General features: G+C 71.3%; 21 protein-coding genes and 1 pseudogene. 4 read left to right on the forward strand and 18 right to left on the reverse strand.

Features of this window, described 5'->3' with window-relative positions:
- From VQ02_RS20525 to VQ02_RS20565, 9 genes are read right to left on the reverse strand one after another with little or no spacing between them, the layout of a single operon-like run.
- Complete coding sequence (locus tag VQ02_RS20525; RefSeq protein ID WP_048446068.1) at positions 1-786, reverse strand: enoyl-CoA hydratase/isomerase family protein; 786 nt, start codon at positions 784-786, stop codon at positions 1-3.
- Complete coding sequence (locus VQ02_RS20530; protein ID WP_048446069.1) at positions 783-1,658, reverse strand: MaoC/PaaZ C-terminal domain-containing protein; 876 nt, start codon at positions 1,656-1,658, stop codon at positions 783-785. Before VQ02_RS20530 ends, VQ02_RS20525 begins: the two co-directional genes overlap by 4 nt.
- Positions 1,659-1,672: 14 nt before the next feature.
- Entirely contained in the window at positions 1,673-2,821 is a 1,149-nt protein-coding gene (locus VQ02_RS20535; protein WP_048446070.1) for an acetyl-CoA acetyltransferase, read from the reverse strand.
- A 1-nt stretch (position 2,822) separates the two neighbouring features.
- Positions 2,823-3,206 (reverse strand): Zn-ribbon domain-containing OB-fold protein, encoded by a 384-nt coding sequence (locus tag VQ02_RS20540; protein WP_048446071.1) that lies wholly within the window; start codon positions 3,204-3,206, stop codon positions 2,823-2,825.
- The gene (locus VQ02_RS20545) at positions 3,199-4,236 is read right to left on the reverse strand and encodes a branched-chain amino acid ABC transporter permease (protein WP_063838501.1); all 1,038 of its coding nucleotides are present in this window, start codon (positions 4,234-4,236) and stop codon (positions 3,199-3,201) included. The genes VQ02_RS20540 and VQ02_RS20545 overlap by 8 nt, the downstream gene beginning before the upstream one ends.
- Positions 4,233-5,102 (reverse strand): branched-chain amino acid ABC transporter permease, encoded by an 870-nt coding sequence (locus VQ02_RS20550; protein WP_048446072.1) that lies wholly within the window; start codon positions 5,100-5,102, stop codon positions 4,233-4,235. The genes VQ02_RS20545 and VQ02_RS20550 overlap by 4 nt, the downstream gene beginning before the upstream one ends.
- The gene (locus tag VQ02_RS20555) at positions 5,099-5,830 is read right to left on the reverse strand and encodes an ABC transporter ATP-binding protein (protein ID WP_048446073.1); all 732 of its coding nucleotides are present in this window, start codon (positions 5,828-5,830) and stop codon (positions 5,099-5,101) included. Before VQ02_RS20555 ends, VQ02_RS20550 begins: the two co-directional genes overlap by 4 nt.
- The gene (locus VQ02_RS20560) at positions 5,827-6,618 is read right to left on the reverse strand and encodes an ABC transporter ATP-binding protein (RefSeq protein ID WP_048446074.1); all 792 of its coding nucleotides are present in this window, start codon (positions 6,616-6,618) and stop codon (positions 5,827-5,829) included. Before VQ02_RS20560 ends, VQ02_RS20555 begins: the two co-directional genes overlap by 4 nt.
- Entirely contained in the window at positions 6,593-7,732 is a 1,140-nt protein-coding gene (locus VQ02_RS20565; RefSeq protein ID WP_053080473.1) for an ABC transporter substrate-binding protein, read from the reverse strand. Before VQ02_RS20565 ends, VQ02_RS20560 begins: the two co-directional genes overlap by 26 nt.
- A 122-nt stretch (positions 7,733-7,854) precedes the next feature.
- On the opposite strand from VQ02_RS20565, the gene VQ02_RS20570 reads away from it, so the two are divergent.
- Positions 7,855-8,940 carry an SDR family oxidoreductase gene (locus tag VQ02_RS20570; RefSeq protein WP_048446075.1) on the forward strand — a complete coding sequence of 362 codons (1,086 nt, stop codon included), beginning with the start codon at positions 7,855-7,857 and terminating at the stop codon, positions 8,938-8,940.
- A gap of 109 nt (positions 8,941-9,049) precedes the next feature.
- On the opposite strand, the gene VQ02_RS20575 is transcribed toward VQ02_RS20570, so the two are convergent.
- Positions 9,050-10,312, reverse strand: a complete 1,263-nt coding sequence (locus VQ02_RS20575) for a CaiB/BaiF CoA transferase family protein (RefSeq protein WP_048446076.1) — start codon at positions 10,310-10,312, stop codon at positions 9,050-9,052.
- A 156-nt stretch (positions 10,313-10,468) separates the two neighbouring features.
- On the opposite strand from VQ02_RS20575, the gene VQ02_RS20580 reads away from it, so the two are divergent.
- Entirely contained in the window at positions 10,469-11,278 is an 810-nt protein-coding gene (locus VQ02_RS20580; RefSeq protein WP_048446077.1) for an IclR family transcriptional regulator domain-containing protein, read from the forward strand.
- Positions 11,279-11,466: 188 nt separating this feature from the next.
- On the opposite strand, the gene VQ02_RS20585 is transcribed toward VQ02_RS20580, so the two are convergent.
- Genes VQ02_RS20585 through VQ02_RS20610 form a run of 6 tightly spaced genes read right to left on the reverse strand, consistent with a single transcriptional unit; the run spans position 11,467 to position 18,767 of the window.
- The gene (locus VQ02_RS20585; protein WP_048446078.1) at positions 11,467-12,387 is read right to left on the reverse strand and encodes an SMP-30/gluconolactonase/LRE family protein; all 921 of its coding nucleotides are present in this window, start codon (positions 12,385-12,387) and stop codon (positions 11,467-11,469) included.
- Between the two features lie 35 nt (positions 12,388-12,422).
- Positions 12,423-13,307 carry a crotonase/enoyl-CoA hydratase family protein gene (locus VQ02_RS20590; protein WP_048446079.1) on the reverse strand — a complete coding sequence of 295 codons (885 nt, stop codon included), beginning with the start codon at positions 13,305-13,307 and terminating at the stop codon, positions 12,423-12,425.
- Positions 13,297-14,352, reverse strand: a complete 1,056-nt coding sequence (locus tag VQ02_RS20595; protein WP_048446080.1) for a phosphotransferase — start codon at positions 14,350-14,352, stop codon at positions 13,297-13,299. The genes VQ02_RS20590 and VQ02_RS20595 overlap by 11 nt, the downstream gene beginning before the upstream one ends.
- Positions 14,345-15,583, reverse strand: coding sequence for an acyl-CoA dehydrogenase family protein (locus tag VQ02_RS20600; protein WP_048446081.1), 1,239 nt, complete (start codon positions 15,581-15,583; stop codon positions 14,345-14,347). The genes VQ02_RS20595 and VQ02_RS20600 overlap by 8 nt, the downstream gene beginning before the upstream one ends.
- 32 nt (positions 15,584-15,615) lie before the next feature.
- On the reverse strand, positions 15,616-16,614 hold the full coding sequence (locus tag VQ02_RS20605; protein WP_048446082.1) for an NADPH:quinone oxidoreductase family protein: 999 nt from the start codon (positions 16,612-16,614) through the stop codon (positions 15,616-15,618).
- The gene (locus VQ02_RS20610) at positions 16,614-18,767 is read right to left on the reverse strand and encodes an acetate--CoA ligase family protein (protein WP_048446083.1); all 2,154 of its coding nucleotides are present in this window, start codon (positions 18,765-18,767) and stop codon (positions 16,614-16,616) included. The genes VQ02_RS20605 and VQ02_RS20610 overlap by 1 nt, the downstream gene beginning before the upstream one ends.
- Positions 18,768-19,362: 595 nt before the next feature.
- On the opposite strand from VQ02_RS20610, the pseudogene VQ02_RS35865 reads away from it, so the two are divergent.
- Positions 19,363-19,567, forward strand: a pseudogene (locus VQ02_RS35865) (IS6 family transposase); the annotation flags it as partial.
- 445 nt (positions 19,568-20,012) lie between these two features.
- A complete protein-coding gene (locus tag VQ02_RS20615) occupies positions 20,013-21,356 on the forward strand; it encodes a sigma 54-interacting transcriptional regulator (RefSeq protein WP_209437042.1) in 1,344 nt (447 codons plus the stop codon).
- Here VQ02_RS20615 and VQ02_RS20620 read toward each other — a convergent pair.
- Both VQ02_RS20620 and VQ02_RS34840 read right to left on the reverse strand, forming a co-directional pair.
- Positions 21,300-22,118, reverse strand: coding sequence for an amidohydrolase family protein (locus VQ02_RS20620; protein WP_063838503.1), 819 nt, complete (start codon positions 22,116-22,118; stop codon positions 21,300-21,302). The genes VQ02_RS20615 and VQ02_RS20620 overlap by 57 nt on opposite strands.
- A 54-nt stretch (positions 22,119-22,172) precedes the next feature.
- Positions 22,173-23,532: OmpA family protein (locus tag VQ02_RS34840; protein WP_209437043.1), on the reverse strand; the 1,360-nt coding region annotated here is incomplete at its 5' end.

Below are 23,532 nucleotides of genomic sequence, written 5' to 3' on the forward strand. Positions count from 1 at the left end.
TCAGCGTCCCTGGAAGGCGGGCCGGCGCTTCTCGAGGAAGGCGGTCTTGCCCTCGTGGTGGTCGGCGGTCTGGAACAGGGCGGCCTGCGCGCTGCGCTCCCAGTCGAGGACCTCGTCGATGCCGCGCGCCAGCCACTCCTTGGTCATCGCGGTCGAGAGCGGGGCCAGCCCCTCGAAGGCCCGGGCGAGCGCGATCGCCCGGTCCAGCGTGCTGCCGTCCGGCACGACCTCGTCGACGAGGCCGATCCCGAGGCCGTCCCGGGCGCCGATCGGGCTCGCCTGGAGCAGGATCTGGCGGGCGCGGCCCTGGCCGACCCGGGCCGGCAGGGTGTGGAGCAGGCCGGCATCGGCCACGAGCCCGACCTTCGGGAACGAGGCGACGAAGCGCGCGCCCTCAGCCGCGACGATCGTGTCGCACAGGAGCGCGAAGCTGAAGCCGGCGCCGGCGGCCCAGCCCTCCACCGCCGCGAGGTAGGGCTTGCTCGACTTCACGATCGCCCGGACGATGCCGTGCAGCAGCCGGAACCGGTCGCGCCCGCCGGCGAGCCCGTCGGCCTGCATCGCCGTGAGGTCGCCGCCGGCACTGAAGACCTGCGGCCCGCCGGTGATCACGACCGCGCGGATGGCGGGGTCGCGCTCGATGCGATCGATCGCCTCGGCGAGCGCGACCCGGATCGCCGGTGTCAGCGCGTTGCGCTTTCCCGGCTCGTTGAGCGTCAGGATCGCGACCGCGCCGTCGCGGCGATCCAGCAGCGCGGCCTCGTCGGATAGGGTCGTCCCTCTCATCGCGCCACTCCGTCGCCGGGACCCGCGAACACGGCGCGCCCGTTGTTGATCGCCACCACGTCGCGCTCAGGGACGAGTGCCCGGAACGAGCCGTCGCGCCAGATCTCCACCCGGATGGTCTCTCCCGGATAGACCGGCGCGGAGAAGCGCATGGCGAGCTCGCGCAAGCGGGCGGGCTCGTAGTCCCCGAGCGTCCGGAGGAGGGCGTGGCCGACGACGCCGAGCGTGCAGAGCCCGTGCAGGATGGGGCGCGGGAAGCCGGCCCTCGCCGCCACTGCGGGATCGGCGTGGAGCGGGTTGTCGTCGCCGTTCAGGCGGTAGTACAGCGCCTGCTCGGGGCGGGTCGGCATCTCGACCACGACGTCGGGCGGGGTCTCGGGCAGGCGGTGCGGCTCCGCCACCGGGCCGGAGGGACCGCCGAAGCCGCCGTTGCCGCGCAGGAAGGTGGTGCTCTTCGTCGTCGCCAGGAGAGTGCCGGTCTCGGCGTCCCGCACCTCCTTCTCCGAGTACATCAGGGCACCCCGTCCCTCGCCCTTGTCGACAAGCCCGGTGATGCGGGTCGTCCCGATCACCTCGCCCTCGACCGGGAGCGGCCGGTGCAGGGCGATGCGCTGCTCGCCGTGGACCACCCGGACCGCGTCGATGCCGGTCGCCGGATCGGCCATCCAGAAGCCCGGATGAGCGAGCACCACCGACATGGTGGGTACCGCCTTGAGCGGCCGGTGGCCGTCGACGAAGTCGAGTTGGCGGGTGTCGAGCGGGTCCTGACCGAACCCGACGGAGAGCGCGTAGAGCACGCTGTCGCGCTTCGTGAGGCACTGGCGCACCTCCGGGATGCGGTGGCTCATCAGGGAATCGGTGGTGAAGGCCATGTCGGAGCGTCCCGTCAGAGGGTGTCTCGGCTGCCGAGGATCGCGGTGGCCTGGCTGGAGAACGTGCCGCCGTTGCCATGGCAGAGGGCGAGCTGCGTCGGCACCTGCCGCTCGCCGGCCTCGCCGCGGAGCTGGGTCACCGCCTCGACGACGAGGAACAGCCCGTACATCCCGGGATGCACGCAGGAGAGCCCGCCGCCATTGGTGTTGACGGCGAGCGACCCGCCGGGCGCGATGGCGCCGCCCTCGACGAAGCGCCCGCCCTCGCCCTTCGGGCAGTAGCCGAGGTCCTCCAGGAAGAGGATCGTGGTGATGGTGAAGGCGTCGTAGAGCATCAGGAGGTCGATCTCCCGGGGGCTCGCGCCCGCCATCGCGAAGGCGCGCGGCCCGCTCTCGCGCGTGGCCGTCACCGTGAGGTCCGGCATCTGTGCGAAGGACCGGTGCGAGGCCGCCATGCCTGCCCCGAGCAGGTAGGCCGGCGCCCGCCGCAGGTCCCGGGCGCGCTCGGACCGGACCATCACGCAGGCGGCGGCCCCGTCGGTGACCAGGCAGCAATCGAGCACGCTCAGCGGATCGCTGACGATGCGGCTTGCCAGCACGTCCTCCACGGTGAGCGGCCCGCGGGCGAAGGCGGCGGGGTTGCGGTTCGCCCATGCCCGGGCCGCGACGGCAACGGCGGCGAGCTGCTCGCGCGTCGTGCCGTACTGGTGCATGTGCCGGGCCGCCGCCATCGCGTAGCCGGTGATCGGGTGGCGCGGCCGGTAGGGCGCCTCGTGCCATTGCGGCTCGCTCATCGAGACGAGGCGCCCGCCCGCCGTGCGCTGGTTCGAGCCGTAAGCGATCAGCGCGGCGTCGCAGAGGCCCGCGTCCAAGGCGAGCGCCGCCTGGAGCAGGTGGATCTCGAAGGAGGAGCCGCCGACATTGGTGCCCTCGATCACCCGCGGCCGGATTCCGAGATATTCCGCCGCCGAGAGCGCCGGGAGCCCGTGTACCCCGGTGGCCGCGAAGATGCCATCGACCTCCTCGAGGCGCAGGCCCGCATCCGCGAGCGCCGCGAGGGCGGCCTCGCCGAGGAGCTCGATGGAACTGCGGCCGGGCGCCTCGCCGAGGCCCGCCGTGCCGATGCCGACGACCGCCGCGCGGCCGCGAAGGGGATGAGCCATGTTAAACGGGACCCTGGCTGGCGACGGCGAAGACGATCGCAGGCGCACTGTCGATCACGGTGATGCGGGCCGTCACGCGGGTGCCGATCGGCGCCGTCTCGACCCCCTCGATCCGCGACAGCATCCGCGGCCCCTCGGCGAGGTCGACGAGCGCGAGGTTGTAGGCGCCCTCGCGGGTGCGGTTGACCGTGATGCTGTAGACCGTGCCCTCGCCCGAGGCGGGGACCCAGTCGAGGTCGGTCTCGCCGGTCCCCGGGACGGCGCCCCGCGGGTAGAAGACGTGGCGGCCCGTCGACCGGCTCCTCTGGATCATGAACCGTCCCTCGGCGAGGAAGGCCTTGAACTGGGCCTCCGGTCCGAGAGGTGCGTCGGTGGCGTCACGCATGGCGGGTGCTCGCAGCTGGGATCTCGGTCGGCGCAGCGTCGGCCGCGGCTGGGGATTGGGATTGAGATTGGGCGGGCCGGCGCGTGAACCCGCGGACCTTGGGCCACAGGCTCGCCAGGCCCCGCGGGCAGAGGCAGAGCACGGCGACGAGGACCACCCCGAGGACGAGCTTGTCGCCGTAGGCGCCGAGCGACGCGAAGCTCTTCTGGGAGAGGAGCAGAGCCGTGCCGAGGAGCGGCCCGAGCAGGATGCGTCGCCCGGCGAGGATCACCCCGGTCAGCATCAGGACCAGGAAGTAGGTCTCGAACAGGTCGGTGCCGACATAGGCGCGCTGGAACGCGTAGAGCCAGCCGGCCGCGGCGCTGATCACCGCCGAGAGCAGGAAGACCTGCAGCCGGATGCGGTTGCCGTCGAGGCCGCACATCGTGGCCAGCCGCGGGTTCATGTGGACCATGAGCGCCGCCTGACCGAGGCGCGAGCGCCGGAAGCGATGGACGACGTAGAGGGTGAGCAGCAGCAGGAGGTAGGCGAAGGGCCAGAACTCGGCGCTGCGCCCGGCCGTCAGCTCGATCGGCCCGATCGACAGGTCGAGGGGTGGGATGCCCACGATGCCGTCGGAGCCGCCGAGGAAGTCCCAGTTCGACGCCACGTTCATGCACACCACCGCCGCCGCGTAGGTGACGAGCGAGAAGGCGAATTCCCGCGTGCGCAGGGTGATCACCCCGAGCACCAGGGCGAGCAGGAGGGCCGCCAGCACCGCGCCGGCGAGCGCCGTCCAGGCCCCGAACCCGTAGGTGACGGTAAGGATCGCCGCCGCGTAGGCGCCGGTGGCGAAGAAGGCGGTGTGGACGAGGCTGATCTCGCCGAGATCCGACAGGATCACGTCGAGGCCGTAGGACATCGCCGCGAAGATCGCGATCGCCACAAGGGTGTCGTAGACGAGCGTCGAGCCGCCGAGCAGCGTCGGGAGGAGGAAGCCCAAGGCGGCGAGGAAGGCCGCGAGGGCGAGGCGGGCGAGGGAATGGGTCATCGGGCGAAGCTCCCCGAGGCCGACAGCGCGCCGGGCCGCAGCACCATCGCTGCGATGAGCAGGGCGAAGACCGCCGCCGTCGTGTAGGCCGGCGAGACGAGGGCGCCGAAGAGCGCGGTGAAGAGGCCGATGCCGAGCCCGGCGACGTAGCTGCCGAGCACGCTGCCGATGCCGCCGAGCACCACCACCACGAAGGTCATCACCACCTGGTCGAAGCCCATCGAGGTGAGGATCGGCGTGCGCGGCGCGACGAGGGCCGCCGCGAAGGCGACCGCCGCGCCCTCGAAGGCGAAGATGCCCATGTAGATGCGCGAGACCCGCAAGCCCCCGAGCGTCGTCAGCCGCGGGTCTTCGGCCACCATCCGGACCGCGGCGCCGAGCCAGCTCCGGTGCAGGGCGAGGTAGAGGCCGGCAAAGACCAGGATCGTCGCGCTGACCAGGATCGCGTCCTGCACGGTGAACCAGACCGGGCCGAGATGGACGCTCATCTCCTGGAACGGGCTCGCCAGGGTCTGGGGCTTGGGCCCGAAGGCGAGGCCGGCCGCGCCCTCGAGCGCCTGGCCGAAGCCGAGGGTGACGATCATCAGGCTCACCAGGTCCTGCGAGAGCGTGAGCCGCAGGAACAGGCGCTGCATCACCGCGCCGAGGACGGCGCCGAGCAGGACCGCGGCCACGACCGCGACCGGATAGGGCAGGCCGGTCGCCGCCATGACCCACCAGGCCACGAAGGCGCCGATCATGTACATCTGGCCGTGACCGAAGTTCACGAGCCGTGCGGCGCCGAGGAGCAGCGTCCAGCCGACCGCGACGAGCGCGTAGGCGTGGCCGATGATGACGCCGTTGACGAGTTGCTGGGCGACGTTCATCCGTGACTCGCTCCGAGATAGGCCTCGACGATGCGCGGGTCGTTCCGCATCTCGGCCACCGTGCCGGTGGCCACCACGCGGCCGCGCTCGAGGAGATGCAGCACGTCGGTGACCTCGGCCGCCGCGTGGACGTTCTGCTCGACGAGCAGCACCGTCAGCCCGCCCTCGACCAGCTCGCGGATGGTGGCGAGCAGCGTCGAGACCAGCCGGGGTGCGAGCCCGATCGAGGGCTCGTCGAGGAGCAGGAGCTTCGGCGCCATGCGCAGCGCCCGGCCGACCGCGAGCATCTGGCGCTCGCCGCCTGAGAGCGAGCCGGCGAGGTTCGTCCGGCGCTCGCGCAGGCGCGGGAAAAGGGCGTAGACATCCTCGACCGCATAGGAGCGTCCGCCGTGGCCGCCGCTCGGGCGGGCCACCGCCTTCAGGTTCTCCTCGACCGAGAGGCCCATGAACACGCCGCGCCCCTCGGGCACGAGCTGGACGCCGCGGCGCACGTGCTGGTCGGCGGAGAGCCCGGTCAGCTCCTCGCCGTCGAGCCGGACGGAGCCGCTGATCCGGGGCTCGGCCCGCGACCAGTTGGCGACCGCGTTGATCAGCGTCGACTTGCCGGCCCCGTTGGCGCCGATCACCCCGGCGAGCGTGCCGGGCTCGACGACGAGGCGGTCGACCGCGACGCCCTCGGCCTGGCCGTAGGCGACCCGCAGGCCGCCGATCTCGAGCCTCGCGCTCACGCCGCCCTCCCGAGATAGGCTTCGAGGACGCGCGGATCGGCCTGGATGTCGGCGGGCCTGCCCGTGGCGATGACTTGGCCGAGTTCGAGGACGACGACCTCGTCGGCAATCGCCATCACGAGGTCCATGTGATGCTCGATCAGGACCACGGCGAGGCCGGTGTCGCGCATCCGCTCGAGCACGCCCCTGAGCGCGATCATGTCGGGGCCGCCCAACCCCGCCGCCGGCTCATCGAGGAGCACGACGCGGGCGCCGGGGGCGGCGGCGAGCGCGATCGAGAGCATGCGCTGCGTGCCGTAGGACAGCTCGCCCGGCAGCCGCCCATGGGTGCTCTCGGGCACGTGATAGGCGAGGAGATGGGCTCTCGCCTCCTCCTCGATCGCGCGCCGCCGCCGCGCCTCGATCCAGGGCAGGAACACCGATTGCGCGAGCGGGCTCGGGCGGCTCTCCATGAGGGCCGCCGCCATGTTCTCCAACACCGTCATGCCGCCGAAGAACGCGTTCTGCTGGAAGGTGCGGCGCAGGCCCGCCCGCGCCAGATCGTGGGCCGGCCGGCCCGTGACGTCCGCCCCGTCGAGCCGGATGCTGCCGCCATGCGACACCATGTTGGTGACGGCCATGAAGCAGGTGCTCTTGCCCGCCCCGTTCGGCCCGATGATGCCGAGGATCCGCCCGGCGGAGACGGACCACGACATGTCCTTGAGGGCCTGGAACCCGCCGAAGCGGACCGACAGGTCGCGGGCTTCGAGGACCGGCCTCGTGTCAGCTCTCGACGACAATCTTGCCATCCTTGACCGTGAACACGAAGTGCCGGTGCTGCATCTGGCCGTTGGGCTCGAAGCGCACGGTGCCGAAGATCGTGCCGGGGATCTCCTGGCCGCGGATCGCGCCTGCGACCGCCTTGCGCTCGAGGCTGCCGGCCTTGGCCGCGGCCTTGGCCCAGACCTGGAGCGAGGCGGCGCCGAGCGCCATGAACTTGTCCGGCTCGGTCTTGAACTGCTTCTGCATCTGCGCGACGAAGCGCTTGTTCTCCGGGTTGCTCGCGAACGGCTCGGTCTCGGGGAAGTAGATGTCGGCGCTGTGCAGCCCGTTGGCGGCCTTGCCGGTGGTCTCGATCACGCTTGGACCGACCGTGCCGACGGTGCAGATCACCGGCACGCCGACTTGGCCTTGCGCGTATTGCTGCAGGAAGGCCGGCAGCCCGGCGCCCTCGTTGGCGTTGATGCTGATGACGTAGTCGGGCTTGGCGTCCCGGATGCTGGTGATCTCGACCCGGAAGTCGGTCTGCGGAAAAGGAAACTTGAGCGTCTGGGCGATGGTGTAGTCGAGGCCAGCCTTCTTGAACTCGGCCTCGATGCCCTGCTGGGCACCGTTGCCGTAGGCGTCGTTCTCGGTGACGAAGACGATCCGGGCTCGTCTCGTCTTGCTGCCGAGATACTGCGCGATGATCGCCGCGTCCTGCACGTTGGCGCTGTTGAGGCGGATCGCCAGCGGGTTCGAGGCGCTCGCCAGGATCGCGTCGGCCTTCGAGATCATCGTGATGTCGAGGATGCCGGCCCGCGCCAGGACCGACTGCATCGCCAGGGTCACCGGGCTGTTCCAGCCCTCCAGCACCACCGCGACGCCGGCCGCCGCGAGTTCGTTCGCCTTGGCGACGCCGATCGCCGGCGTGCTCTCGTCGTCGCGCACCAGGATCTCGACCGGCCGGCCGAGCACGCCGCCGCTCTCGTTGATGAGGGCCGCCATGCCCTGGACCGCATGGGTGACGTCCTGCCCCTGCCGGCCGGCGCCGCCGCTGAGCGGGATGATGAGCCCGACCTTGATCGGATCCGCCGCCCGCGCGAAGGCCGGCACGAGCGGGGCCGAGGCGAGCCCCGCCAGAACGCTGCGTCTCGATAACACGTTCGTTCCTCCCAGAACTGAGAAAATATTTTTTGGCGTTACTTGCTCGTTTTGCAAGTACTAACATTGTTTTTTGATGCTGTCTATATGTATATGTTCGCGTTCGCAACGCGGAGGACGCGATGAGTCGAAGGGGAACAGTGCTGGTTGCCGGCGCCGGTGGGCTGGTCGGGCGTGCGGCGATCGATCATTACTTGAGTGAGGGATGGGAGGTGATCGCGCTGTCGCGACGCCCGCCCGAACCGGCGACGGGTGCGGCGCATCTGGCGGTCGATCTGGCAGACGGCGCCCAGTGCCGGGCACGGCTCTCGGAGGTCCGCAACCTCACCCACGTGGTCTACGCGGCGCTGTTCGAGAAGCCGGACCTCACCGGCGGCTGGCTCGACGACGACCAGATCGCCACCAACCTGGCGATGCTCACGAACCTCCTCGACGCGGTGGAGCCGCAGAACCCGGGGCTGCGCCACGTCGCCCTGCTCCAGGGCGCCAAGGCCTACGGGGTCCATCTCGGCCAGATCCCGGTCCCGGCCCGCGAGAGCGCGCCCCGCCACATCCATCCGAACTTCTACTGGGCGCAGGAGGACTTCCTGGCGGACCGGCAGGCCGGGAAGGAATGGAGCTGGACGATCTTCCGGCCGCAGGTGGTGTTCGGCTTCGCGGAAGGGAGCGCCATGAACATGATCGCGGCGGCAGGGGCCTACGCGGCGATCAGCCGGCAGCTCGGCCTGCCGCTGGTCTATCCGGGCGTCGGCACCCGCGTCACCGAGGCGACGGATGCCCGTCTGCTGGCCCGCGCGATCGCCTGGGCCGGCCGCGCCGAGGCGGCTGGAAACCAGATCTTCAACGTCACCAACGGCGACGTCTTCACCTGGGAGAATCTCTGGCCGGCCATCGCGCGGGCCTTCCGCATGGAGGTCGGCCTGCCGCACCCGATGCCGCTCGCCCGCATCATGCCGGGCCGGGCCGCCACCTGGCAGGCGGTTGTCGCCCGCCACGGCCTCCGGCCCCTGTCGCTCGACCGGCTGGTCGGCGCCTCGTGGCAATTCGCCGACTTCGCCTTCTCGCGCACCCACTCGACCTCGTCGCTGCTCAGCACGATCAAGATCCGGCAGGCGGGGTTCGGCGAGTGCATCGACACCGAGGCGTCGCTCGCCTGGTGGCTGGCGCACCTGCAGGAGAGGCGGGTGCTGCCGGGGCCGCAGGGCTGACGGGACACGAGGCAGGCGCAGGATTTCCCCTCTCCCCGCCCGCGGGGAGAGGGGGAAACCCGCGTCTCCCTCGCTGCGGACGGCTTCCCGGGTCCGGCAGGGGAGGGGGTCAGTCACGGATGACCCCCTTCTCCCGCAGGCTGGCCCGCTCCGCCTCCTCGACCCCGAGCGAGGCCAGGACGTCGGCGGTGGCCTCGCCGAGGGTCTGCGGGGCGATCCGGTAGGTGGCGGGCGTGCGCGACAGCTGGCTCGGATAGCCGATCACCGTGACGGGTGTGCCGTCCGTCCGCTCCATCCGCTTGAGCAGGCCGCGGGCCGCGATCTGCGGATCGGCGAGGATCTGGTCGATGCGGTTGATCGGCCCGCCCGGCACCCCGGCCGCCTCCATGGCGGCGAAGAAGTCGGCGGAGGTCCATTGCCGGATCGCCGCGCTCAAGCTCGCCTCGAGCTCCTTGCGGTCGCGCAGGCGGCCGACATTGTCGCGAAAGCGCGGGTCGGCGGCGAGCACGGGGAGGTTCAGGAGCCCGCACAGGCTGCGGAACTGCCCGTCATTGCCGCAGGCGACGAGCACGTAGCCATCCGCCGTCTGGAACTCGCGGTAGGGCACGACGTTCGGGTGCGAGTTGCCGAGCCGGCCGGGCGTCAGCCCGCCGACGATGTGGTTCATTCCCTGGTTGACCAGGACCGCGACCTGGCTGTCGAGGAGGGCGCAGTCGATGTGCTGGCCCTCGCCGGTCGCGGTGCGGTGGTGGAGCGCGGCGAGGATCGAGATGGCGGCGTAGAGGCCGGTGAAGAGGTCGCTCACCGGCAGCCCGACCTTGATCGGACCGGCGCCGGGCTCGTCGTCGGGCCGGCCGGTGACGCTCATCAGGCCGCTCATGCCCTGGATCAGGAAGTCGTAGCCGCCCCGCGAGGCGTAGGGCCCGGTCTGGCCGAACCCGGTCACCGAGCAGTAGATCAGGCCCGGATTGGCGGCCGACAGCGACGCGTAGTCGAGGCCGTAGCGGGAAAGCGCGCCGGTCTTGAAGTTCTCGACCACGATGTCTGCTTGCTCGGCCAGCCGCCGTACCAGGGCTGCGCCCTCAGGGGTGCCGAAATCGATGGCGACGCTGCGCTTGTTGCGGTTGGCGCAGAGATAATAGGCGGCGTCCGAGGGCCCGTCCGGTCCCTGCACGAAGGGCGGGCCCCACAGCCGCGTGTCGTCGCCCGTCTCCGGCCGCTCGATCTTCCAGACCTCGGCGCCGAGGTCGCCGAGAACCTGCGAGGCCCACGGCCCGGCGAGCACGCGGGAGAGGTCGAGGACCTTCAGCCCGTGCAACGGGCCCTGCGGCGCCCGCGGCGGTTCCGCCTCCGGCGCCGGTCCTGCCGCCACTCGTGTCTGATCCGCGCCCGCCAATGCTGCGCTCCTCCCGTTCGCATTCTTTCGTATTTCATTGCTTGAAATACGTGTTCAAAACAGTGTAGACCGATTAGCGGCGGATGCAACGCCGACTTCGATTCCCGATGCATCGATCGAGAGAGTTTTTGGATGCCGTCCTTCGAGCCCGTCACGGCGGCCCTGCGGGTGCTGGAGGTCCTGTTCGCGCTCAACCGCCTCAAGGAGGCGAGCGTCGGTGACCTCTTCCGCGAGACCGGCCTCAACCGGCCGACGATCGTGCGGATGCTCGAGACGCTGATCCATGCCGGGCTGGTGGCGCGCCACCCGTCGAAGCCGGTCTACGTCACCACCGGGCGCACGCTGGAGTTGAGCAGCGGCTACCAGAAGCACGAGGAGATGGCGCTCGCCGCCGCCCCGATCCTGGCGCGGCTGCACACGGCGCTGCAATGGCCCTCCGACGTCTCGGTCTTCGACGGCGACGCGATGGTGGTGGCGCGCACCAGCCGCAGCGAGGGCGTACTGCACTTCAACCGCCGGCCTGGCTACCGGGCGCCGCTGCTCGGCACCTCCCTCGGGATGGCGTTCCTGGCCTTCTGCGACCCGAGGACCCGCGCCCAGGCGCTCGCGGCGCTCGCCGGGTCGGACGACCCGTGGAACGCCGTCGTCCACGATCCCGAGACCCTCGAGCGGCTGCTCGCGACGGTGCGGGACAACGGATACGCCAGCATGAACAAGGACTACTCGCGCACGTCCTACAACGGCGTCGCCTCGGCGATCGGCGTCCCGGTCCTGATCGGCGGGGTGGCGGTCGGGAGCCTCAACCTGATGTACCTGCGCAATTCCCTCGACGAGGCCGACGTGGTCGCCCGCTTCGTGGCGCCGCTACGGGCGGCAGCGGCGGAAATCGCGGACGCGCTCTCGGCGATGCGCGGCCGCCAGGGCAGCGGCGGGATCCCGTAGCAACACGGTGCCGTTCAAGTCGTCCGGGAAAGGGCGGAGGCTCGCGAAAGGTGGTCAGTCCGTGGCACACGGCCGAACAAGTCGGTCATGTGCCACGACGTTGCGATCGGACGGGTGCCTGAGGCCTTTGACCTTGCCGTCTTTTCAAGACGGATCGCTACCTGCATCGTTAGACGACGCTCGGACGATCAGGGCGCGAAGTTCAACCGCAGCCCCGGCCGCTTCCACGGCACCAGCACCAGCTGTCCGATCCCCGACAGCGTCACGTAGGCAGTCCGCAGGTCGGGCCCGCCAAAGCAGATATTGGTGGTGTAGACGTCCGGCATCGGAATGCTCTCCACCAGCTCCCCCTCCGGCGAGATCACGGTGATTGCCCCGGTCATCAGGGTCGCGACGCAGATGTTGCCGGAGGCCTCGACCGCGAGGCTGTCGTAGCGCTCGTAGCCCGCCTGGTTGAACAGGAAGCGGCCGCCATGCGGCGACGGGAACGGGCGGCGCCGGATCTTGCCCGGCTCGGCGAGGTCGAACCCCCAGAGCCGCCCGCCCTCGGTCTCGGCGACGTAGAGCACCGTCTCGTTCGGCGAGAGCCCGATGCCGTTCGGGGTGAGGATCGGGTGCACCACCTCGGTGATGAAGGAGCCGTCGGCCTTGGCGTAGTAGACGCTGCCCTGGTCGCGGTCGCGGTGGCGCGCCTTGCCGAGGTCGGTGAAGTAGAAGCCGCCCGCGCGGTCGAAGACGATGTCGTTGGGGCCCTTGAGCCTCGTGTCGCCGCACCGGTCGTAGAGCACCGTGCAGGCGCCGGTGCGCGGGTCGATCCGCTCGATCCGGCCGCCGGAATAGTCGTCCGGCGTGCCGATCGGCCGGATCATCCCCGACTCCTCGTGCCAGGCGAAGCCGCCGTTGTTGCAGACGTAGAGCATCCCGTCCGGCCCGAGCGCGAGGCCGTTCGGCCCGCCGCCCGGCTCGGCGATGACCGAGACCGTGCCGTCGAGGGCGACCCGCGAGACCGTCCCGCGGGCGATCTCGACGAGGGCGATCGTCCCGTCCTCGAGGACCACCGGCCCCTCGGGGAACCGCAGTCCCGTCGCCATCACGGTGATGTCCGTCATCTCGTTCCTCCCATCTTCTCTGACCAAGCAGTCTTTCAGTCCTCGCAGTAAGGACGCTCTCGCCACCACGGATAGGAAGCCGGCATGTCGGCGGAGACTTTTCCCGAGAAGGCCGGTGCCCGCTTCTCGAAGAAGGAGCTCACCCCCTCCTTGACGTCGGGGCTGCGGCCGCGCTCGGCGAGGAGACGGCTCTCGATCCGGTGCGCCTCCATCGGGTGGTCGGCCCCGAGCATCCGCCACATCATCTGCCGGGCGAGCGCGACCGAGACCGGCGCGGTGGCGTCCGCAATTTCGCGCGCGATCGCGCGGGCCGCCGGGAGGAGGTCGTCGGGCGCGTGCAGGCTGCGCACGAGGCCGCTTGCCAGCGCCTCCTCGGCCGGGATCAGCCGGCCGGTCGCGACCCACTCCATCGCCCGCTGCATGCCGACCGCGCGGGGCAGGAACCAGGACGAGCACGCCTCCGGCACGAGCCCGCGCCGGGTGAACGGGAAGGCGAAGCGGGCAGTCGCCGCGGCGAGCCGGATGTCCATCGGCAGCAGCATGGTGGCGCCGACCCCGACCGCCGCCCCGTTCACCGCCGCGATGACGGGCTTCACGCAGTCGAAGAGGCGAAGCGCCAGGCGTCCGCCGGAATCACGCATCGCCTCGCTGTCGGCGGAGGAAGCGGCCCGGCCGGCGACGTCGAAACGGGAGGCGCCGGCCGACATGTCGGCGCCGGCGCAGAAGCCGCGGCCGCTGCCGGTCACGATCACGGCCCGCACGGCATCGTCGCGGTCGGCCCGGTCGAGGCAGGCGATCATGCCCTCGCGCATGGTGGCCGTGAAGGCGTTCAGCTTGTTCGGCCGGTTGAGCGTGATCGTCAGGATCCCGTCGTCGAGGTCGGACAGGACTTCGGCGCTCGTCGTCGTGTCAGCGGCCATAGGCGATCTCCTCCCCGCGGCGGGCGAGCCGGCGGAACTTCTCGCCGGCGACGTCGACGGCTCTGGCGTCCGAGGCGTTGCCGTCGAGGGCGCGCCGGTAGACGCCGGCGACGATCGCCGCCCAGCGAAACAGCGAGAACACGACGAAGACGTCGAGGTCAGCCGGCACCGGGCGGCCGGCCGCCGCGCTGTAGGCGGCGACGAACTCCGCCTCGTCCGGCAGCCCCGGCACGTCGAGCCCGACGAGCCCCTGCTCGGCGGGCGTGGTGCGCCACGGCAGCAGGCAGTAGGCGAGGTCGGCGAGCGGATGGCCCAGCGTCGAGAGCTCCCAGTCGAGGACGGCGATCACCCGCGGCTCCTCCGGATGGAGCATCAGGTTGCCGAGGCGGTAGTCGCCATGGGCAATGGCGGTCTCGTCGGGGACGTCGGCATGCGCCTCGAGCCAGGCGATCAGCCGGTCCATCGCCGGCTCCGGCGCGAGGTCGGCGGCGCGATACTGCTTCGTCCAGCGCGCGATCTGGCGCCCGACATAATTGGCGGGGCGGCCGTAGTCGCCGAGGCCGATGGCGGCGGGATCGAGGCGGTGCAGGCGCCCGAGCACCCGCGCCGCGTCGAGGAAGGCCGCCCGGCGGTGGCCGGCCTCGACCCCCGGCATGTCGCGCTCCGCGTAGATGCGCCCGACGAGGTAGTCCATCACGTAGAACGGGGTGCCGATGACGCCCGGGTCGTCGCAGTAGAGCCGGACGCGGGGGACGGGCACGTCGGTTGGGCTCAGCGCCCCGAGCACCCGGTACTCGCGGTCGACCGCGTGGGCGGAGGGCAGGAGCCTGCCGCCCGGCTTCTTGCGCAGCACGTAGGTCCCGCCGGGCGTGGCGAGGTGGAAGGTCGGGTTGGACTGCCCGCCCTGGAACTGGCGCACCACGAGCCCGTCCGCCGCTCCCGGAAGGAGCGGGGCGAGGTAGCGCCGGAGCGCCGCCTCGTCGAAGCGGTGGTTCGGCAGCACCGGAACCAGGGCCGGTCCGCCGATCGCGGGCGCCTCAGCCATCGGCGCGCGCCGGACGGTGCGTTGCGGGATACTTGGCCAGTTCGAGGCGCCCGATCTGGTGGCGGTGGACCTCGTCCGGCCCGTCGACGATGCGCAGGGCGCGGGCGTACTTGTACATGTAGCTTAAGCCGAAATCCGTCGTGACGCCGGCGCCGCCGAAGGCCTGGATCGCCCGGTCGACCACCGCGCAGGCCATGTTGGCGGCTGCCACCTTGATGCCGGCGATCTCGGCCCGCGCGGCCTTGTTGCCGACCTGGTCCATCTTCCAGGCGGCGTGCAGGACGAGAAGGCGCACCTGGTCGATCTCGATCCGGCTCTGCGCGATCCGCTCGATCATCACGCCCTGCTGCGCCAGCGGCTTGCCGAAGGCGGTCCGCGCGCTCAGGCGGCGGCACATCATCTCGAGCGCCCGCTCCGCCAGCCCGACGGCGCGCATGCAGTGGTGGATGCGGCCGGGCCCGAGCCGCCCCTGCGCGATCTCGAAGCCGCGACCCTCGCCGAGCAGGATGTTGTCGACCGGCACGCGCGCGTTCTCGAACACGATCTCGCCGTGCCCGTGCGGCGCGTCGTCGAAGCCGAAGACCGGCAGCATCCGCTCGATCGTGACGCCAGCTGTGTCGGTCGGGACCAGGATCATCGATTGCTGGCGATACTTGTCCTCGCCGTGCGGGTCGGTCTTGCCCATCACGATCAGGAGCTTGCAGCGCGGGTCGCCCGAGCCGGACGACCACCACTTGCGCCCGTTGATGACGTACTCGCCGCCGTCGCGGGTGATCGTGCAGGCGATGTTGGTGGCGTCCGACGAGGCGACGTCGGGCTCGGTCATGGCGAAGCAGGAGCGGATCTCGCCGGCGAGCAGCGGCTTGAGCCAGCGCGCCTTCTGGCCTTCCGTCCCGTAGCGCTCCAGGGTCTCCATGTTGCCGGTGTCGGGCGCGGAGCAGTTGAACACCTCGGAGGACCACTGCACCCGGCCCATCATCTCGGCCAGCGGCGCGTATTCGAGGTTGGTGAGCCCGGCACCCGCGCCGCTCGCGGGCAGAAAGAGGTTCCAGAGGCCGGCCTCGCGCGCCAGGGGCTTCAGCCGCTCGACGACCGGCACGGGCTGCCAGCGATCCGTGAGCGCGGCCTGCTCGGCCTTGTAGGTCGCCTCGTTGGGATAGACGTGCTCATCCATGAAGGCCTGCAGCCGCTCCTGCAGGGCGGTCACCTTCGGCGCGTGGTGGAAGTCCATCGCGTGTCCTCGCAAAGATCAGGAAATGAGTGTCACGGGGTCTCGTGCTCGCGGCGGCGCGGCGTCAGCAGGAGCTTGCCCACGCTCCGCCGGCCGGCGAGTTGCGCCAGCGCGGCCGGCGCCTCTTCGAGGGGCAGGCGGCCGCCGATCAGCGGATCGAGGCGGCCTTGCGCCTGGAGCGCCAGGAGGGCGTCCTGGACCTCGCGGAGAAGGTCGGGATCGCGCCTTTTCACCTCGCCCCAGAAGACGCCGAGGGCCATGCCCTCCTTGAGGAGGAGGCGGTTCGCGGGCAGCTCGGGCGGGGCGCCGCCGGCAAAGCCCACGATCAGGAGCCGGCCGTGCCAGGCAAGGACACGCAGGCTGTCGAGGCCGACCCGGCCGCCGACCGGATCGTAGATCACGTCGGCGCCGGCGCCGCCGGTCGCGTCCCGGACGGCCTCGACCCAGCCCGCATCCTCGTAGGAGATCGCGACCTCGGCGCCGAGTCTCAGGCACACCTCCAGCTTCTCCGGCGAGCCGGCAGTGGCGATCACCCGGCAGCCCGCCGCTAGAGCGATCTGCACGGCCGCGCTGCCGACGCCGCCGGCCGCGGCATGGACCAGGACCGTCTCGCCCGGCCGGATCCCGGCCCGGCGGTGCAGGGCGTACCAGGCCGTCGGGTAGTTCACCCCGAGCAGGACCAGGCCCGTGTCCGACGGCACGCCGGCCGGAATCACGGTCGCGGCCGCATCCGGCACCAGCGCCAGCTCCGCGAAGTCCCCGGTCGGGACGCTGGCGCAGACCCGCTCGCCCGGCGCACGGGCGCAGCCGGGCCCGGCGGCCACGACCTCGCCCGACACCTCGATCCCGGGCACGAAGGGCAGGTCGGGCTTCCTCTGGTAGCGGCCGCGCACCATCAGCGTGTCGGCGAAGTTGACCCCGGCGGCCTCGACGCGCACCAGCAGCTCGCTTGGCCCCGGGACCGGATCCGGGCGCTCGGCCAGGACCATCCGTCCCTCGTCGGTGATCGCCTCGACGACCCAGCAGCGCATCAGTGGCGTCCGCCCTTCACGATGAGGGCGTCGGCGGCGACGATCCGGCCGCCCGCGCAGATGAGCGGGTTGATCTCCGTCTCGGCGACCGCAACGCTCGCATCGGCCGCGAACTCGGAGAAGCGACACACGATCTCGGCGAGCCGCGCGACGTCGACCGCCGGCGCGCCGCGAAAGCCGTCGAGCAGGGCCGCCCCCTTGAGGCCGCGCAGCATCGCGTCGGCCTCCGCGCGTCCGACGGGCGCCAGGGAGAGCGCCGTGTCGCGCAGGACCTCCACGAGGACGCCGCCGAGGCCGACGACGACCAGCGGGCCGAATTGCGGGTCGTGCCGGGCGCCGACCATGACCTCGACGCCCCGCGGGATCATCGGCTGGACGACGACGCCCCGGAAATCCGGCCGCGGCACCATACCGTCGACGGTCGTCAGGATATCCGTATAGGCCTGCTCGACCTCGGCCGCACTCGCCAGGTTGAGCTTGACCAGCCCGGCCTCCGTCTTGTGCAGGATGTCCGGGCTCTCGCCCTTGAGCACGACCGGAAAGCCGACCGCCTCCGCGACTTCCCGCGCCGCCGTGGCGGACCCGACCAGGCGGTCCTCCACGACCGGGATGCCGTAGAGCGCCATGACGCGCTTGGCTTCCCGTTCGGTCAACGAGGAGCCGCCCGCCTGCGCGAGCAGGGCCTCCATCCGCTCCTTCGCGGCCGGATCGGAGATCCGGTCCTCGCCGGTCCGGCCGGCCCGCCGCAGGGCGTCGCGACGGTGCCAGGCGGCGATCGCCGAGAAGCAGCGGTCCATCGAGTGGAACAGCGCGAGATGCGGGTCGCTCTCGGTCTCGCGGGCGCCGGGGCCGCCGAGCCATTCCGGCGCCCAGACGTTGCAGACGAGCTTGCCCTGAGCCGCCGCAGCCCGGCTGAACACCGGCAGCCGGACCGTCGCCGAGTCGTACGCGTAGGCGTGCGAGGTCACCATGATGCCGTAGAGCGGATCCGCCAGCAGCGCCCCGGCGCAGGCCGCGAGGCTGTCCGCCGAGCCGATGACCTGAGCGGTCACGTCGCATGGGTTGCGGGTGGAGCCGTATTCCGGCACCTCCGCGGCGAGCACGGTGGCGGCCGCAGGGCCGGGCTGGGGCAGCGGCACGCCGTGGGCCTCCGCCTTGTCGGCAGCGATGATGGTGGCGCCGCCGGACGTCGCGATCACGGCGACGCCCCGTGCCCGCGGTGCGCCCGCCTTGGCGAAGAATGCCGCCGCCTCGACCAGCGCCTCGAGCTTGTCGACCTGGATCACGCCGGCGCGCGCGAAACCCGCCGCGTAGGCCGCATCGGACCCAGCGAGCGAGCCCGTATGCGACAGGGCCGCCCGGGCGCCCTCCTGGCCGGTCGCGATCTTGTAGAGGACGAGCGGCTTGTCGGCCTCCCAGGCGAGCGCGGCGGCCCGGAGCATCCGGCCCGGATCGGCCATGCCCTCGAACAGGCAGGCGATCGCCCGGCAATGCGGATCCTGCGCCAGGTAGGCGACGTAATCGGCGACGTCGACGTCGCAGGAATTTCCGGCGGTGAGGATATGGCTGACCGAGACGCCGCGCTCGATACCCTGGCCCAAGGAGAAGCCGAGGGAGCCCGACTGGCTCACGATCCCGATCGCGTGCGGCTGGAGCGGCCGTCGCTCGGGCATGGCCGAGAAGGTGAGGCCGGCGCCAGTCGCGTAGTTGACGAGGCCGATCGTGTTCGGCCCGACCAGGCGCATGTTCGCGCCCCGCACGATCTCCACGAGGCGCTGCTGGAGCGCGACGTGCTCGGGTTTGCCCGTCTCCGCGAATCCGGCCGCCAGCACCAGGACGGCGCAGACGCCCTTTGCTGCGCATTCGCGCACGACCGGTTCGACCGCCTCGCGCGGCGTCGCGATGACGACGCAGTCCGGGGTCTCGGGCAGGGCCGCGATGGTCGGGTAGCAGGGCCGGCCGGCCAGCTCGGCGTGCTTGGCGTTGATCTGGTAGAGGCGGCCGTCGAAGGCCTTCAGGTTGGCGACCGTGCGGCTGCCGAAGGCGTTCGCCCGCTCTGATACCCCGACGACGGCGACGCTCTCAGGCGCGACGAGCCGCCTCATCTCCTCGCACGCGTAGGGGCCGCGCCTCGTGTTCTCGACCCTCGTCATCGGGAGGCTGCCGGTCGGCGCAGGCCGGAGCCAGTACGGCGGCGGCCTCGTCCCGACTTCGGGAGCCGGCAACCCGGCCAGGCCCGCCCGTCGCCGAAGCGACGAGCACGTGCAGGCGTTTCCTTCATGTTTATTTCATTCTATGAAATGCTCTTTCATTCATATTCGGGCATGTAAGAGCCTCTGTAAAGGCGTGGTGGGCGCGAATTTGCAGCTTTGCCCCGCAGCGATCTGCCCTCTGCCGCAGCCTCGCTGGGAAGATTTCGGATCGTGTACTTTGAGGTCATACGGTTCGGCGATTCCGGACGAGGCAGATCAGGACGCGCCCGATAAATCGGACGGAGCGTCTCCGGCCGTGAGCACCGGGCCTGAGGAAGACCTCTGGGTCCAAGGCGCGAGCCGCGCATGCCCGCGAGTTTCTGGGGAGCGTGGTTCGGCAGGAGGCGTACTGGGTCAACGACCGGGCGCGCCCGCGTGTGGCAGTCTGGGCGACGGTCACGGTGAGGGTCAGGAGCGCCATTGCGCAGGGAGAGCCCGGGTCAGGGGCGCGTCCGGTGCCGCCTGATCGACACCTGCGGTTCGCGGGAGTAGGCGCCGGCGGAGCAGCTCGCACGTGCCAGTGCGACGACGATCGCCGAAGCTTCAGGTCACCCTGCTCGACGCAGCGGTTCTTGCCGATGCACCCGGCCACCTGCCACACCTTCACCGTTCCCCGTCACCCCGTTTCGGCTCGCACGCACCGGCTGTTCCGAGGTGAGGCGTTCGCGACGTGGCGCCGTGCGGCCGGTGTGGCGGCCTGAAATCGTGCAGCGCGGGTTTTCGCACATTCACATCCAACAACGTGACAAGCGCCTGCACTGGGCGCTTGTCGATCCAGGACTCGTGAAGCGGATTAGCATCAAGATTTCACGCCAGCTTACATGTCCGTCATTCGGTTGATGACAGGCTCGGGCGTTCAACGTATTCTTGGCAAGTTGGCGTCTAGATCGAACCTTGGCCGGATGAAAATGTTTCGGTCATCCGACTCGCACTGAGAAAGCCGGGGTTGGCTCCGTGCGACTGACGCGCGGCACGTCCTGCAGAATGAACTGGACGCGCCAAGGCCCTTTTCCACGTCGGAGCACCGATCACATCGCATCATCACCTTGGGGGCACATCATGGAATGCTGTCCTTCGATCACGTTCATCGGCCCCGTCCAAGGATCGGAGCAGGTCGCGCTGCTCGACGCACTCGTAGCCCAAGGCGTGGGGGCCGCACGCGATACCGGCGAGCGCGATGCCGATGCCCTCGTGGGCTTCACTGCCATCGACGATACCCTCCTCGACGCCGTGCGTCGGATGACTGAGGCCAGCGAGCGGCGGGTCATTGCCCTGTCCTGCGGCGGCTGCCCGCTCGACAGCGATGCCCATTGGCGCCTATTGGCGGCTGGCGCGGCGGACGTGCTCGCAGGGCCTGCGGCGGAACTCGCGGTCCGCGTGCGGGCCCGGTTGGAGCGCTGGGCCAGCGTCGATGCCCTGATGGTCTCCCCCGCCGTGCGCCGGGCCGCGATCGGCGCAAGCCCCGCTTGGCGCAGGTTGCTGCGAGGCGTGGTCGAGGTCGCGCGTTTCACCCAGGCGCCCGTGCTGCTCGTCGGCGAGAGTGGAACCGGCAAGGAGCTGGTGGGGCGCCTCGTTCACGAACTCAACGAGAGCGCCGAGCGCGGCGCCCTCGCCGTCGTCGACTGCACCACCATCGTGCCGGAGCTCGCCGGTAGCGAGCTGTTCGGCCACGAGCGCGGCGCCTTCACGGGCGCGCATGCGAGCCGGGAGGGTGCCTTCGCGACGGCGCAGGAGGGTACGCTGTTCCTCGACGAGGTGGGCGACCTGCCTGCCGTCCTCCAGGCCCAGCTCCTGCGCGTGGTGCAGGAGGGCACCTACAAGCGCGTCGGCAGCGACACCTGGCGACACAGCCGCTTCCGCCTGGTCTCGGCGACCCACCGCGACCTGTCGGCGCGCATCGAGGCGGGCCAGTTCCGCCAGGACCTCTACTTCCGCATCGCCGGTTGGGTGTTCCGGGTGCCACCCCTGCGCGAGCGCCGGGACGATATCTTGCCACTCGCCAGGCATTTCCTGGCCCAGTTCCTGCCCGCGCTCGCCGGGATCGGCTTCGATCCGGCCGTGACCGAGCATCTCCTCACCCGCGCCTATCCCGGCAACGTGCGCGACCTGCGGCAGCTGATGGCGCGCATCAGCAGCCGCCATGTCGGCCCGGGACCGATCACGGTGGGGTCCCTGCCGCAGGATGAGCGCGCGAGCGAGGCGGGGCTCTCCGCCATCTGGCGCGAGGCGGGGTTCGAGGGCGCCATCGGGCAAGCCGTGTCGCTCGGGATCGGGCTCAAGGAGATCAGCCAGGTCGCGGCCGACACCGCCATGCGCATCGCCATGCGACGGGAGAACGGGAACCTGCAGGCCGCGGCGCGCATGCTGCGCGTCACCGACCGCGCCCTGCAGATGCGCCGTGCGGCGTGGCGCGCCGGGGCGCAGGGCCGCGGCTCAGCCTTCGGCGCCCGCGAGGAGCCAGGGATCGCGCCGGACAGGGGGCGGGGCTGAGACGTGGCGCACCGGCGGCGCGGCGCGGCGGCGCGTCCGCTTGGCGAGGAGCCGCATCAGGTTGCCACCGAGCACGGCGGCCTCGTCGGCGGGGGTGAGCTTGAGCGCCCGGACCTTTGCGAGTTCCAGGCCAGGATGCAGCCAGGGTCCGTCCGACCCGAACAGGATCTTGCGCGCGCCTGCCCGCGCCACCGCCTCCTCCAGGATGTCGAAGCGGCGCACGCCCGAGGTGTCGGCATAGATGTTGGGATGACGCACCAAGTGGTCGATGAGCCCGTGCTGGGCGCGCCAATCGTCCGAGAAGCTGCCGAGGTGGGGCAGGATGAAGTCGACGTCCGGATAGGCGTGCGCCACGAGTTCGGCGATGGCGATCTCACCGATGGGGTCATAGAGGACCGGGATGCGGAAGCGGCGGGCCACCTCGCAGATCTCTCGCGACAGGCGCGCGTCGTAACGGTGGGCCTTGATGCCCACGAAGCCGTAGCGCTCCACGGCGACGCGCACGAGCTCGAGGATGCGACCGCTGTCGCGCGCCGCATGCACGAAGGCGAAGCCGAGGAGCCGGTCGGGCCGGCTCGCGACGATGCGCGCCACCTCGGCATTGGCCCGGCCGTAATCGGAATGGAAGGCGGCGAAGACGACGGTGCGGTCGATGCCGGCCTCCGTCGCGCGCTGCAAATGGCGGGTGATCGGGGCCGCGGTGTCCCAGGGCCCGGTCAGACCATCACCCGTGCCGGCGTGGCAATGGCAATCGATGATCATGCGTCCACTTCCCGGAGACGGGCGGGCGGCGCGGACGCCGCCCACGGGGTTCCCTCAGCTGCAGCCGCCGCTGCCTTCGTAGACGGGTGCGATGGAGCGCACGGCACGCCCGCCGGGGGCCGCGCGCGAGAACTCGCGCCAGCTGTTGTCCCGCCCGGCGCAGCCGCTGTTGGGATGGCCGAAGACCCGGGGGGTGCGCAGATGCGCCGCCAGATGCCGGAAGAGCGCCGCCGCGACGCTGTCCGAGCCCGCCGCGGCGTTGCAGCCGTGCAGGACCACGACGACGTTCTCGGCGAGCGCGTCCGTCGGGATGTCGGTCACGATCCGGGCGCCCTGCGCCCGCGCAGCGGCGTCGACGCCGTCGCGGTAGAGGCCCACGGCTGCGCCCGAGCGGGAGCCGAACACACCGTACGACCCGCTATGGCTGAAGATGTGGATCGCCGCGACGCGCTTGCGCTGGCAGGCCCGTGCCGCCTGGATCGTGCCGATAATGTCGGCGCCGGTGTCGTAGGCCGTGCCGCCGACCCGCTTGACGCAGTTCGGCGCCGCGGGCGCGGCCTGCGCCCGGATGCGGCCGGCCCAGCGTGCGGCCTGATGGTGGAAATGGTTGCGGTGTGAGGTCAGGTCCGTGTTCTGGAAGAAGCAGAGGGCCGGGGCTACGGCCTGGGCGGTGCCCGGCCGGCGCGGCGGAGCACGTACCTCGCCGGACCACTCGTCCTCTCCCGCCAGCTCACTCCGGACGCCGCCGCGGGGTACGCCGCAGCTCGCCGTGTCGGGCGGGTTGCGCCGGCCCGGTACCGCGCCGGGTGCCGGCAGGAAGATCTCGACGCGCCGGCTCAGTTCGGGAGTGGACTTGGTCTGGCGCTCGCCGCAGGAGGTCAGGCGCGCGGTGAAGCCGCGCGTCGCGCCGCGCCGTCCCGCTTCGAGCGCGGCGCAGAGGGCTTGAGCGACCGCCTGCGCGCGGCGGCGCGCCAGGGCGAAATTGTAATTGTCGTCCCCGGCCGCGTCCGTATGGCCGGCGATGGTCACCGACCGGATCGGCCGCCCCGAGCGCTGCGAGGCGAGGATGCGCGCGGCGAGCCCTTTGATCGGCGGCCCGTGCCGGGCGCGGTCCAGCGCGCTGGCGTCGAAGCGGAAGCCGTCGAGTACCAGGGCGGGCCGCCCGGGCGGCGGACAATCGACGGGGATCATGGCGCAGGGCTTCGACGCGCCGGAAGGAGACGGGGCGGTGCGGGACGTCTCGCCCTGCCAAGCCTCGCCTTCGAAGAGTTCGCCCTCGAACGTCTCCTCCTCGAACGCCTCGCCCTCGGACAGCTCGTTCTCGAAGGCCTCGCCGAGGGGCATCGCCTCGAAGGTCTCACCCTCGCCGACGAAGGCGAACTCGCCCGCATTCGCCCGCTCGCGGCATGCCGCG

The organism is Methylobacterium variabile, assembly GCF_001043975.1.
Taxonomy (GTDB): domain Bacteria; phylum Pseudomonadota; class Alphaproteobacteria; order Rhizobiales; family Beijerinckiaceae; genus Methylobacterium; species Methylobacterium variabile.

Bases quoted from the DNA above. Each gene is read 5' to 3' on its own strand.
- VQ02_RS20530 (WP_048446069.1), bottom strand. From the start codon at position 1,658: ATGGCCTTCACCACCGATTCCCTGATGAGCCACCGCATCCCGGAGGTG.
- VQ02_RS20540 (WP_048446071.1), bottom strand. From the start codon at position 3,206: ATGCGTGACGCCACCGACGCACCTCTCGGACCGGAGGCCCAGTTCAAG.
- VQ02_RS20535 (WP_048446070.1), bottom strand. From the start codon at position 2,821: ATGGCTCATCCCCTTCGCGGCCGCGCGGCGGTCGTCGGCATCGGCACG.
- VQ02_RS20590 (WP_048446079.1), bottom strand. From the start codon at position 13,307: ATGGCCGCTGACACGACGACGAGCGCCGAAGTCCTGTCCGACCTCGAC.
- VQ02_RS20570 (WP_048446075.1), top strand. From the start codon at position 7,855: ATGAGTCGAAGGGGAACAGTGCTGGTTGCCGGCGCCGGTGGGCTGGTC.
- VQ02_RS20525 (WP_048446068.1), bottom strand. From the start codon at position 786: ATGAGAGGGACGACCCTATCCGACGAGGCCGCGCTGCTGGATCGCCGC.
- VQ02_RS20620 (WP_063838503.1), bottom strand. From the start codon at position 22,118: ATGATCATCGATTGCCATTGCCACGCCGGCACGGGTGATGGTCTGACC.
- VQ02_RS20595 (WP_048446080.1), bottom strand. From the start codon at position 14,352: ATGGCTGAGGCGCCCGCGATCGGCGGACCGGCCCTGGTTCCGGTGCTG.
- VQ02_RS20560 (WP_048446074.1), bottom strand. From the start codon at position 6,618: ATGGCAAGATTGTCGTCGAGAGCTGACACGAGGCCGGTCCTCGAAGCC.
- VQ02_RS20600 (WP_048446081.1), bottom strand. From the start codon at position 15,583: ATGGACTTCCACCACGCGCCGAAGGTGACCGCCCTGCAGGAGCGGCTG.
- VQ02_RS20605 (WP_048446082.1), bottom strand. From the start codon at position 16,614: ATGCGCTGCTGGGTCGTCGAGGCGATCACCGACGAGGGACGGATGGTC.
- VQ02_RS20585 (WP_048446078.1), bottom strand. From the start codon at position 12,387: ATGACGGACATCACCGTGATGGCGACGGGACTGCGGTTCCCCGAGGGG.
- VQ02_RS20550 (WP_048446072.1), bottom strand. From the start codon at position 5,102: ATGAACGTCGCCCAGCAACTCGTCAACGGCGTCATCATCGGCCACGCC.
- VQ02_RS20610 (WP_048446083.1), bottom strand. From the start codon at position 18,767: ATGACGAGGGTCGAGAACACGAGGCGCGGCCCCTACGCGTGCGAGGAG.
- VQ02_RS20545 (WP_063838501.1), bottom strand. From the start codon at position 4,236: ATGACCCATTCCCTCGCCCGCCTCGCCCTCGCGGCCTTCCTCGCCGCC.
- VQ02_RS20580 (WP_048446077.1), top strand. From the start codon at position 10,469: ATGCCGTCCTTCGAGCCCGTCACGGCGGCCCTGCGGGTGCTGGAGGTC.